Source organism: uncultured Agitococcus sp., from assembly GCF_937920075.1.
Classification (GTDB): domain Bacteria; phylum Pseudomonadota; class Gammaproteobacteria; order Pseudomonadales; family Moraxellaceae; genus Agitococcus.
Genome location: NZ_CALETI010000292.1, coordinates 1 through 10,778, shown reverse-complemented (window position 1 = coordinate 10,778; position 10,778 = coordinate 1). Strand labels below are relative to the sequence as shown.

Annotated in this window: 12 protein-coding genes and 1 pseudogene; 6 read left to right on the top strand and 7 right to left on the bottom strand. The window is 38.6% G+C overall.

The window, feature by feature from the left end; genetic code table 11:
• Positions 1–190: pseudogene (locus Q0212_RS10235) on the top strand (phosphohydrolase); the annotation flags it as partial.
• Between the two features lie 10 nt (positions 191–200).
• Complete coding sequence (locus Q0212_RS10230) at positions 201–1,367, top strand: PQQ-dependent sugar dehydrogenase (protein ID WP_297925100.1); 1,167 nt, start codon at positions 201–203, stop codon at positions 1,365–1,367.
• Here the strand turns inward: Q0212_RS10230 and Q0212_RS10225 are convergent.
• From Q0212_RS10225 to Q0212_RS10215, 3 genes are read right to left on the bottom strand one after another with little or no spacing between them, the layout of a single operon-like run.
• A complete protein-coding gene (locus Q0212_RS10225) occupies positions 1,364–2,278 on the bottom strand; it encodes a restriction endonuclease (protein WP_297925098.1) in 915 nt (304 codons plus the stop codon). The genes Q0212_RS10230 and Q0212_RS10225 overlap by 4 nt on opposite strands.
• Entirely contained in the window at positions 2,279–2,869 is a 591-nt protein-coding gene (gene metW / locus Q0212_RS10220) for a methionine biosynthesis protein MetW (RefSeq protein ID WP_297925096.1), read from the bottom strand. It abuts the gene before it with no gap.
• Complete coding sequence (locus Q0212_RS10215) at positions 2,859–4,022, bottom strand: homoserine O-acetyltransferase (RefSeq protein ID WP_297925093.1); 1,164 nt, start codon at positions 4,020–4,022, stop codon at positions 2,859–2,861. Before Q0212_RS10215 ends, metW begins: the two co-directional genes overlap by 11 nt.
• Positions 4,023–4,137: 115 nt before the next feature.
• Here Q0212_RS10215 and Q0212_RS10210 point away from each other — a divergent pair, with 115 nt between their 5' ends.
• The 3 genes from Q0212_RS10210 to Q0212_RS10200 all read left to right on the top strand — a co-directional run bounded on the left by Q0212_RS10210 (position 4,138) and on the right by Q0212_RS10200 (position 7,151).
• Positions 4,138–5,811: a phosphotransferase gene (locus tag Q0212_RS10210; protein ID WP_297925091.1), complete on the top strand. Its 1,674-nt coding sequence runs from the start codon at positions 4,138–4,140 to the stop codon at positions 5,809–5,811.
• 43 nt (positions 5,812–5,854) lie between these two features.
• Positions 5,855–6,880 carry an RNA methyltransferase gene (locus Q0212_RS10205; protein WP_297925089.1) on the top strand — a complete coding sequence of 342 codons (1,026 nt, stop codon included), beginning with the start codon at positions 5,855–5,857 and terminating at the stop codon, positions 6,878–6,880.
• Positions 6,881–6,992: 112 nt separating this feature from the next.
• Positions 6,993–7,151 (top strand): hypothetical protein, encoded by a 159-nt coding sequence (locus Q0212_RS10200; protein WP_297925086.1) that lies wholly within the window; start codon positions 6,993–6,995, stop codon positions 7,149–7,151.
• A gap of 118 nt (positions 7,152–7,269) precedes the next feature.
• Here the strand turns inward: Q0212_RS10200 and Q0212_RS10195 are convergent, their stop codons facing one another.
• A complete protein-coding gene (locus Q0212_RS10195) occupies positions 7,270–7,497 on the bottom strand; it encodes a DUF2798 domain-containing protein (RefSeq protein WP_297925084.1) in 228 nt (75 codons plus the stop codon).
• Between the two features lie 117 nt (positions 7,498–7,614).
• Here Q0212_RS10195 and Q0212_RS10190 point away from each other — a divergent pair, with 117 nt between their 5' ends.
• Positions 7,615–8,430: an SDR family NAD(P)-dependent oxidoreductase gene (locus Q0212_RS10190; RefSeq protein WP_297925082.1), complete on the top strand. Its 816-nt coding sequence runs from the start codon at positions 7,615–7,617 to the stop codon at positions 8,428–8,430.
• Between the two features lie 102 nt (positions 8,431–8,532).
• Here Q0212_RS10190 and Q0212_RS10185 read toward each other — a convergent pair whose 3' ends face one another.
• From Q0212_RS10185 to Q0212_RS10175, 3 genes are all read right to left on the bottom strand, one after another.
• A complete protein-coding gene (locus Q0212_RS10185) occupies positions 8,533–9,537 on the bottom strand; it encodes a DNA-processing protein DprA (RefSeq protein ID WP_297925080.1) in 1,005 nt (334 codons plus the stop codon).
• A gap of 28 nt (positions 9,538–9,565) precedes the next feature.
• Positions 9,566–10,210 carry an amidophosphoribosyltransferase gene (locus Q0212_RS10180; protein WP_297925078.1) on the bottom strand — a complete coding sequence of 215 codons (645 nt, stop codon included), beginning with the start codon at positions 10,208–10,210 and terminating at the stop codon, positions 9,566–9,568.
• Between the two features lie 3 nt (positions 10,211–10,213).
• A partial coding sequence (locus Q0212_RS10175; RefSeq protein ID WP_297925076.1) for an HAD family phosphatase occupies positions 10,214–10,778 on the bottom strand: 565 nt, incomplete at its 5' end.

The following is a 10,778-nucleotide window of genomic DNA, read 5'->3' as shown; positions in this document are numbered from 1 at the left end:
TGGCGGACAGGTCAATTTGCCGATTTTGACAGAAAAAATTTTACATCTGCTGACTACGCAAGGGTATAAAAGAGGAATGTATGCTTTAGACAATAATAATCAGTTATTTATTACCAGTGGTATTGGCATGGTAGGGCTGCCCTTACGATTTGCGATGCCACCTACAATTGATATATTAAATTTTTATTAGAGTTTATTATATGGCTAGTTATCAGAATAAAAAATATTACTATGTATTAATTATATTAGTCGTAGTAATTCTATCGGCACAGCAAAAAGTAATAGCAAATTTTTGGCATCAAAAAATTATCCATGATTTTCCATCAGTAGAGGTAGTTGCTGAAAATTTTAATCATCCGTGGTCATTGGCATTTTTACCTGATGGTGCAAAATTAATCACGGAGCGCGGTGGTAAATTATGGTGGTTAAGTGCCAATAATCAACAACGTACTATGATTAACGGTTTACCTAAAATTACTGTAATCGGACAAGGTGGCTTATTGGACGTTGTTTTACATCCACAATTTGATAAAAATCAATGGATTTATCTGAGTTATGTGGAAGCAACTAAACCCGAACAAGCCAATATTAATGGCCTAGCAGTGGCGAGAGCTAAATTAGATAGTATTAATAAAAAATTAACTAATTTTGAAGTTATTTTTAGACAAATGCCCAAAGTCGCGAGCAGTGGTCATTTTGGTGGTCGTTTAGTGTTTGCTAAAGATGGTAGTTTATTTATTACTTTAGGTGATAGACAAACTGCCGACCAACGAGGCTATGCTCAAGATTTAACTCGTCATAATGGTAAGGTTATTAGAATATTAGATGATGGCCGTATCCCATCCAATAATCCTTTTGTTAAACATGCTCAAGCCAAAGCAGATATTTGGAGTTATGGTCACAGGAATATTCAAGGAGCTACCTTGCATCCACAAACAGGTGAGTTGTGGGCAAGTGAACATGGCCCTCAAGGAGGGGATGAGATTAATATAGTCAGAGCTGGCAAAAACTATGGTTGGCCAATCATTACTTATGGTTGTGAATATGGTAGTTGTGAAGCAATTGGCGAAGGCCAAAAAAAGGAGGGTATGGAGCAACCATTAATTACATGGCAGCCAACCTCAACCGCACCATCAGGTTTGTTATTTTATACAGGCAAAGGATTTACTGAATGGCAAGGACAATTATTTAGTGGTTCTTTGGCAGGACAAACCTTGTGGCGCATGGAAGTCAAAGATAATAAAATTATTCATCGCCATGCAATGCCGTTAGATATGCGTTTACGTGATGTACGCCAAGGTTTAGATGGTTGGATTTATGTGTTAACCGATGAAAATAACGGAAAATTGTTAAGAATATATCGTTAACTATCTTCCTCAAAATAATCCGAATCAATACGTTTAATGGTGTAACTGACTTCGGGTGAGACACCAATGTCATATTCAATCATTAATTGGCATAAAGACTTACCATCAATTAAGGCAATTTTATTATCAATTTTAGCCACATAGTCTTCGGCTTCTTGCGAAAAGCGTGAAGTGGTGATAAAAATGCCTTTTTTGGCACGTTGACCATGTAATGCGCCGACAAACTTTTGAATTTCTGGGCGACCAACCGTGTCTTTCCAGCGTTTGGCTTGAATATAGACAGCATCCAAACCCAAACGATCTTCTTTGATAATACCATCAATGCCTTCGTCACCACTTTTGCCAATCGCCGCACCAGCATCAGCCCGTGTGCCGCCATAGCCCATTTTTAATAACAACTCGACCACTAATTTTTCAAAAAAAGCAGGTGTATTATTTTTAATTTTATCTAATAGCTCATCAGCCAATCGAAAGCTTAAATCCTGATAGGCGGTTTCAATAATTTCGTGTGGGGTTTGAATTTGAGTGTCACGAACAGGTCGTAAAGGACTTAATGCCTCAGGGAGACGACTGCTTTTAGCATATTGATAGGCAGGAATCGTTTGTAAAAAAGCTAAATTCAATAATGGTGGCGGTGCGCTTAACAGCCTTTGACCCTCAGCAGTAATTCTAAACACCCCACGTTGAGTTGCTTCTAATAATCCTGCCATTTTTAAATGGGCTTTCGCCCAAGCCACCCGATTATCAAAGGTTTTTTGTTGGCCAGAGGACAATTTTTGGCTGCGCTCTTGTTTGCTTAGCCGAAATAATTGGCTAAGGTATTCAATCGCATCACTATTTTTAACTTCTGCTCCCGACGCGCAGAAGTTAAGCAAAGGCAGCATTAAACTTTGAAAATCGGGAATAGCCATTTAACGGCTCACTCGATAAATCGCCACTTCACCTAAAATATTGGGAAAACGCTTGGTTAAAAATGAGCGTTTTTGTTCATCATCAACCGCTAAACGATTAAGAATACGAATCCCTAAAGCCTCACATAATTCTTCAAAGTCGTTAAAGGTACAAAGATGAATATTCGGCGTATTGTACCAAGAGTAGGGTAAGGCTTCGGACATGGGCATTTTGCCTTTAAAAAACAAATAGCCGCGTGTTTTCCAATGGGCAAAGTTAGGAAAGGTAATAATCGCTTGTTGACCCACTCTTAACATATCTTTTAACAGTTTATCGGGTTGTTCAACGGCTTGTAAGGCTTGGGTCATAATCACGCTATCAAAGCTGTTATTAGCAAAGTTACCCAAGCCTTTATTTAAGTCTTGTTGAATGACGCTCACACCACGAGCAACACAAGCATTGATTTTATCTTCGTCAATTTCTAAGCCATAACCACGAATGGCAAAGTTATCACGTAAATGCGCTAATAACTCACCCTCACCACAACCTAAGTCTAACACTCTAGATTTTGGTTTTATCCAACGCTCTGCTAAACGTAAATCAAGACGCATGGCGATAATCCTCAATGTCGTGTTGAACGTGAGTTAAAAAGTTTTTCAACAAGGTGACATAACGTGGAATAGGAAACAAAAATGAATCATGGCCTTGTGGCGCATCAATATCGGCGTAAATGACATCTTTGCCTTGAGCAATTAAGGCATTAACAATTTCTTGTGAACGCTCAGGCGAAAAACGCCAGTCTGTGGTAAAAGAAATGATCAAAAACTTGCAGCTTGCTTTGCTTAATGCAGCTTGTAAATCATCGTTATAATCGCGTGCAGGATCAAAATAATCTAGAGCTTTAGTCATTAATAAATAGGTGTTGGCATCAAAGTTTTTAGAAAACATTTCGCCTTGATGACGCAAATAAGATTCCACCTGAAACTCAACGTCAAAACCATACAAAAACTTACCTGTTTTTAGGTCACGGCCAAATTTTTGTTTCATGGCATCGTCAGATAAATAGGTAATATGGCCAACCATCCGCGCCAAAATCAAACCCCGTTTGGGGTAGGTGTCTTGTTCGTAATAACGTCCACCATGAAAGTCTGGGTCAGATAAAATCGCTTGTCGAGCCACCTCATTAAAGGCAATGTTTTGTGCTGATAATTTGGGTGCGCTGGCAATAATCGCTGCACTGCGTAACCGCTCAGGAAAATCCACTGTCCATTGTAAAACTTGCATGCCGCCCAATGAGCCACCAATCACCGCTGCCCAACAACTAATACCTAAATAATCCATTAATCGTGCTTGTGACTGCACCCAATCTTTAACGGTCATTAACGGAAAGTCTGGGCCATACAAACGGCCAGTGGCAGGATTAAACGAAGAAGGGCCTGTTGAGCCATGACAGCCGCCTAAATTATTAAGAGCGACCACAAAAAACTTATTGGTATCAATGGCTTTATTAGGGCCAATACAACTATCCCACCAACCTGCTTTTTTGTCATCAATGCTGTGATAACCCGCTGCATGATGATGCCCCGATAAGGCATGACAAATCAAAATGGCATTGGATTTATCCGCATTGAGCGTGCCATAAGTTTCGTACATTAAGGTGTATGCCTCTAAGGTACGTTCGCAAGCTAAGGTCAAAGGCTGATTAAAATCAGCACGTTGGGGTTTTACCAAACCCACAGAGTCAGCAGGAAAGTTTGTGGACATTGGATGTTCAATATTGGCGGTTTTTGGGAGGTTTAGTCTAAAGAGTGTAGGGAGGGAGTGCAAGGGGGCATAGAATATATGGTAATTTAGCAAAGTAATATAAATGGATAAAATTATGAACCTCTTAGCACTCTCCCAACAACTTCAACAACATTTCTCGTGGCAAAATGTCGAAATTAAGCCTTTAGGTGAGTTAAATTCTTATTTTAATCAAACTTTTAAAATATTGGCTGATGGTCAAGTTTATGCTTTGCAATGTGTCCCTACTCAGTCTGCCGTTTTTGCTAAAAATGCCCATCAACAATTGCCACAAGTATTAGCCGCTTTAAATATACCGCAGCGCAAACAATGGTATCCCCATCGCTATTTAGAAATGATTGCAACTAAAAATGGCGATTATTATTTACCTAGTCAAATTAATGGCCAAGAAGTGGCGTTAAGACTATTTAAATGGATTGATAGCACAGCTATAGCACAAGTGACCGAAACTATCGCTTTTGAAGCAGGTAAAATATTGGCAGATTTTCATTTGGCTGTGCAAGATGTTAAGGGCTTAAATGATTTAGTTGAACACGCAATTGAACCTTTGCCACATTTTCATGATACTGCTTGGTATTTACAACATTGGCAACAAGCACTGACCAAAAATCAATGGGCAGATAGCACCTTAAATCTTAAGGAGCATTTGACTACTATTGAGCAAGGTGTTGAATTAATTAAGCAGTTTGATGTTTTTAGGCAGCAACAATTGCAACAGCAACCACGCATTATGCATGGTGATCCAAAACTCGCTAATATGTTATTTGAGCATGAGCAAGCCATTGCACTGATTGATTTTGATACCATTATGACGGGGTTGTGGCTCTATGATGTGGCTGATGCTTTACGCTCGTTGTGTAATACGCAGCCCGAAAATGGTGATATTAATCAAGTTACTTTTGACTTAAATTTATTTAGTGCGTTTATGCGTGGTTACGCCCCTGCATTGTTAGCATGGACAGATCAAGAAAAACAAATGTTAAGCTCCGCAATTAGCTTATTGCCTTTAGAGTTAGGCATTCGCTTTTTGTTTGGTTGTCATCAAAATCATCCTTTGCGTTTAGAGGCGCAGCCACAAGCTGCCGCTCATAAAGCTTTAGTGCAATTACGCTTATTTAAAGATATTCAACATAAACAACCGCAAATTGACCATATTTTGCAACAAAAGATGCCTAAAACCTTAATCACTCATCCGCAGCAAGTACAACAGCCACCTGTGACCATACAAACGGTAATAAGACAAAATGCTCAACAGTTAGAAGTGTTTTATCGTGTTGCTAGTCAGCAAAGCTTAGATGACTGTTTAGCCGCAGTACCCGTAGTTAAAATAGCAGAAAATCAAGCTAAAGGATTATGGCAACATAATTGCTTAGAAGTATTTATCGCCAATAAAAATCAGTCTGCTTATTTAGAGTTTAATGGTTCAAGCACTCAGCAATCGGATTTATTTTATTTTAATCATGAGCGTGTCAATGGACAGGGGATAAAAACATCTGAACACATTTTGCCCACTTGTGCAACGCAAGCACAATGGCAATGGTTTTATATGCAAACAAGCAATCATCAAGCACTGGCTAAATTTAGTTTAGATTTAATCAGTGTTGCAGAAGTTATAGATACCACACAGCCAATTGAATATTCAGTGACAGCCGTCGTCGAAGACAGGCAAGGGCAACATTATTATTTGGCATTACAACATTGTCGGTCGGAGGCTGATTTTCATGCCAGAGAGTCTTTTTGCTGCGTCTAAGGTAGAATATGGGGATGTTTTAGTCCCCAACTTCAAATAGATTATGTATTTAGCCGATTTTCACCAACATCTTAGCCAACTTGGCGCACAATTTATTCATCGTCAACGTATCCTACGCGCATGGTTAGATGCCCGTCCTTTAGATTCTGGCGCAGGCCGACGAGACATTCCTGAATTTTTACCCTTAGCTGTGCGTGAAGATTTACCGAATTTGGTTAAAAAACTAGATCATTTGGCACGAGTCCGTTCCGAACATCCTGCGGCAGATGGTTCGGTGCGTTTGTTGATAGATTTACCCGATGGTCAAATGGTCGAAAGTGTTATGCTGCCGCGAGATGGCGTGTGTATTTCTAGCCAAGTGGGTTGTGCGGTTGGCTGTCGATTTTGTATGACGGGAAAAAGTGGTTTATTGCGTCAAGTCACCAGTCTAGAAATGGTCGCGCAAGTGGTGCAAGCTCGTCGCCGTCGGCCAGTCAAAAAAGTGGTTTTTATGGGCATGGGTGAGCCTGCCCATAATTTAGATAATGTTTTAGAAGCGATAGATATTTTAGGCACAGATGCGTTTATTGGTCATAAAAATCTCGTGTTATCAACCGTGGGTGATATGCGTGTGTTTGATAGATTGCCTACGCTAAAAGTAAAACCTGCACTTGCCCTGTCTTTACATACCACCAAAGCCGATTTACGGGAGTATTTACTCCCCAAAGCACCCAAAATCTCTCCCCAAGAGCTGATGGAATTAGCCGAATCTTATGCACGTTTAGTTAAACATCCCACCCAAGTACAATGGACATTATTAAAAGGTGTCAATGATGGCCAAGATGAATTAGACGCGATTTTAAAACTATTTAAAGGCAAATATGCGGTGCTTAATTTAATCCCCTTTAATAGTTTAGAGGGGGATGACTATCAACGTCCTGATGGTGAGCGTATTGTTGAAATTGTACGATATTTACATAGTCGTGGTGTGTTAACCAAAGTACGTAATAGTGCAGGGCAAGATATTGATGGTGGTTGTGGTCAATTACGAGCGCGTGCGGTAGAGTTAGTCAATACTAGTCGTTTGTAACAATTTTTGTATATAGTGATGGTGTTCTCTCTCCTTTTAGTTAGGAGAGGGCTAGGGTGAGGTCTAAAAAGTGATATTAAAACTGAGTATATTAAGTATAAGCATCTTGTCTTTGACCGCTTGTAGTCATCAACAGCTGTATGATGCGGTACAACAAGGCCAACAAGTTGAATGTCAAAAGTTACAGGCTGAACAATACCAACAATGTATGCAAAAATATGCCAAACCCTATCAACAGTATCAGCAAGAACGTGAGCAAGTTAAAAAGTAGAGGGAGCTTTAAAACTGGATAATATATTTAATGCCAGTCAGTTAAGCATTTTTTGTTGGTTTGGTTTCGACTTCGCTCAACCAACACAATGCCGCCCCCTGAGCGGAGTCGAAGGGGTTTAATCTTTAGCAACTACTAAAGCCACCAATTTACGCACAATTGGCGCAACAACATTAATGGTGGGAAAGGCTACACAAAAGGCAAATCCCCATGCTTTTAGCCAAATAAACAATAAGTTATCTACTAAACCAACATTAAAAACAGTAATCACCAAAGACATAATACAAGACATTAACAATGCCATAAAAAACGAAAAAACATAATTAGTGTATTTGGCAGGAATCATAGATATTATCCTCAAAAACTTGACCAATCATACTCTAGTTATTGTCAATTCAGTTATTGCGTAATTGGTACTATAGTGCTAAATTTGCTGCATTTTAAAATGAAACAGAGGGTTATTATGTCATTTCATCAACAATTAGCCTTAGTAACAGGCGCAGGTTCGGGCATTGGGCGGGCGACCGCGTTGTTATTGGCACAATTAGGCGCAAAAGTGATTATTACCGACCGTAATCCACAATCTTTACAAGAAACCCAACAACAAATTCAAGCGCAAGGTGGTCAAGCCTTTTGTGAAACCGTTGATGTTTCCGATTGGGCGGCTATGCAAGCCTTAGCTGATCGTGTTCATCAACAATATGGTGTGTTAGATATTTTGGTGAATAATGCAGGCGTAGCCACATCGGGTGAATTTTTAAAAACACCCATCGAAGATTGGCATTGGGTAATGAGCATTAATCTCATGGGTGTAGTGTATGGTTGCAAAGCCTTTGGCAGTGCGATGGCAGAGCGTAAACGAGGCCATATTGTCAATATTGCCTCTGCCGCAGGCTATTATGCTGCACCTGATATGTCGGCTTATTCGGCCAGTAAACATGCGGTGATGGGTTTAAGTGAGTCATTACGCATTGAATTAGCCGAATTTAATGTGGGGGTGAGTGCCATTTGCCCTGGTGTGATTAACACAAATATTGTCGCAACCATGCGTACTAATGGCGAAACAGTACAAGCACAAGCCAAAATTGTCGATATTTATAAAAAGCGTAATTATGGCCCAGAAGGTGTGGCTGAGGCGATTGTCAGTGCCATTAAACATAATCGTGCGGTTGTGCCTGTTAGCCCCGAAGCATGGGCGTTATATGCTGCTAAACGTTTAGCGCCTTCAGTCATGGATACAGTGCAACGTACCTCATTATTTAGAAAGTTAAAGCCTTAGTCTGAGTGAGTCACCCGTATACTGTGGGAGTATGCGGGTTATAAGGTGAATGTTTTATAGAAGCCAGTCACTTGTGATTACGTTAAAATGCTGTTGATTTTATTATCCGAATAAGCTTGCTTGATGAGAAGTTGTCGTGCTTTTAACTGTCGGTTGTTTGTATAATATTTTAGCGACTGTTTCACAAACATTGTTTTGAGTTATGATTGTAATGTCTTGCTGCTCTTTAATTAGGTCTCGATTTAAATCAAACATCGGATTGCTTTTGTCAATATGCTCGTCATACATTACTGCTCTTGGAATATTGTAATCTTTTGCGTAACTCATTGCTAAACGCGCTCCGCTATCAAGTTTCTGTCCGAGCAATTTCCAACGTTCAGCAGAGTTTTGAGCATAACTTGCAGCTAAAACAATCGTGTCGCAAAATAGTGCTTGTAAACGGTCTCGTTCTTTGTAACGACTGCTTAATTCCATTGGGCTTTTAAAATCAGTGCCATATTCTGTAACAAGTAGTCCGCCTTCCTCTACAATTTGAAATGCTAAATCTTTGTTTTTTGTAGGCAAAATATTGTTTAATGGGCTAGGCAAAATGGCAACGGTTTTTCCGTTAGAAATCAATGCTTGTTGGTGAGAAATGCTGTCACAACCAAAAGCCAACCCACTTACTATTGTCGCACCATTTTTTACAAATTGAGCAACAATATTTCGTTCTCGTTCTTCTATGTCGCCTTTTGGATTTAAAAGTCCGATTACTGAAATATTTTTGTTTTCAAGACTTAATAAGTCTATATTTCCCTTATAATATAAAAAAACAGGTCGTTCACTTTCTTTTACGCTACCACGATATTGCGGAAAAAGTGGGTCGCCTAATGCAACAAAACCATCACAACAATCTTCAAATTTTTCTATGAGTTTTTTTTCAAAGTTATTTTTTAAGCGTTCAAACTCATCAATGTTTGTTGGTTCTCCTTTGATTGTTTTGTTTAGTAAAGCAACAATAGATTCAACACTCTCGTTGCCTTTTAAATTTTTCACAATCCAAGCATTACCAATACCTTTGTAGGATTTGGCAGTTAGGATATTTAACGAGTTATCTGTGTATTTCATATTTTCTGTTTGAAAAGTTTATGTTTTTTTAAAAAGGTAAATCAAGATCGTTACATTTTACGCCCCCCTTATATGTTTTTGCAACGGCATAAAATATAACACTTTTTGCGCCATTATCTATTAGTGATTGAATGGCATCCTCATCAATATTTACACCCTTTGTGTAAATGTCGTCTATTAATAAAATATCTTTTCCTTGTACTTCGCTTGAAATATGACAGGTTGCTTTTGTAATACCTACATAAGGCATATCACCGTCTCCACCGCGCCCATTTTTATTCATATGCGTAGTTCTTGTATTGGTATGACGCATGATGTAATTTGTGCCATTTATCAAACCGCTAATATTACCCATTATCCTTGAAATTACTCTCTTAAATAGTCTTTGATTGTCGGAATAATAGCCTTCGGCCTTTGCTCTTGGAATTACACAAACAGTTAGATTGACATTACTATGAAGTTTTTTGATTGTGGTTAAATCTTCTTCAATTACTTTTTTAAGATCATTTACGGCATTTTGTAAAGTAGGTGCATTCGTATCACCAAATTGATTTTTCAAGTGATTTATGAAATCAGGATTACCCTCTGTTCTATACGTTGTATAGTCGTAGCGGTAGTATGCCTGAATATCTGTACTTAAAAATTCGTTCATCATTATTATAAATTGATTCATTATTTACTCCACTACAGGGTTAATAATTTTAATACCTGCTTCTTTAGCATTGGCAATTTCAGTTTCTTCGTTTTCAAAGGCGATAACTAAATTGGGCGGTATGCCTAATTTTAGAAGTGCGTGTTGAAATTTGTTAATTTTCTTCTCATCCTCGCCAAATTCTTTACTAAAGATATTAGTAAACGTATCTTGGAGTCCAAAATGTTTGAGTGTTGTTATTGCTCGCTCTTTACGACAATTAGTCACTAAAACGGTTTTGTTTGTTTTTGAGTATTTAAACAGTATATCTGCCATGTCTTTGATGAGTTTGGTCTCGTGTAGGAACTCATTGTAATATTCTTCTTTTTGTTGGGTTATTCTTTCATATTCGGTTTCTGTCAAATTTGGAATAGCATTTTTGAGAATATTTCGATTAAAACGTATGTCAGGATTGTATGTTAGGTAATACTCTGATTTTGTTACGGAAAGTATGGCTTTTTTGTAGGAAAGAAAGTTGGCGAGGTTTGTATTGACTAATGTTCCGTCCATATCAAAGAATAGAACATGTTCAGCCGCTATTTTTAGGTTT

Excerpts from the sequence above, each read along its gene's own strand:
- Q0212_RS10230 (WP_297925100.1), top strand. The coding sequence starts at position 201 with ATGGCTAGTTATCAGAATAAAAAATATTACTATGTATTAATTATATTA.
- Q0212_RS10225 (WP_297925098.1), bottom strand. The coding sequence starts at position 2,278 with ATGGCTATTCCCGATTTTCAAAGTTTAATGCTGCCTTTGCTTAACTTC.
- metW (WP_297925096.1), bottom strand. The coding sequence starts at position 2,869 with ATGCGTCTTGATTTACGTTTAGCAGAGCGTTGGATAAAACCAAAATCT.
- Q0212_RS10215 (WP_297925093.1), bottom strand. The coding sequence starts at position 4,022 with ATGTCCACAAACTTTCCTGCTGACTCTGTGGGTTTGGTAAAACCCCAA.
- Q0212_RS10210 (WP_297925091.1), top strand. The coding sequence starts at position 4,138 with ATGAACCTCTTAGCACTCTCCCAACAACTTCAACAACATTTCTCGTGG.
- Q0212_RS10205 (WP_297925089.1), top strand. The coding sequence starts at position 5,855 with ATGTATTTAGCCGATTTTCACCAACATCTTAGCCAACTTGGCGCACAA.
- Q0212_RS10195 (WP_297925084.1), bottom strand. The coding sequence starts at position 7,497 with ATGATTCCTGCCAAATACACTAATTATGTTTTTTCGTTTTTTATGGCA.
- Q0212_RS10190 (WP_297925082.1), top strand. The coding sequence starts at position 7,615 with ATGTCATTTCATCAACAATTAGCCTTAGTAACAGGCGCAGGTTCGGGC.
- Q0212_RS10185 (WP_297925080.1), bottom strand. The coding sequence starts at position 9,537 with ATGAAATACACAGATAACTCGTTAAATATCCTAACTGCCAAATCCTAC.
- Q0212_RS10180 (WP_297925078.1), bottom strand. The coding sequence starts at position 10,210 with ATGAATCAATTTATAATAATGATGAACGAATTTTTAAGTACAGATATT.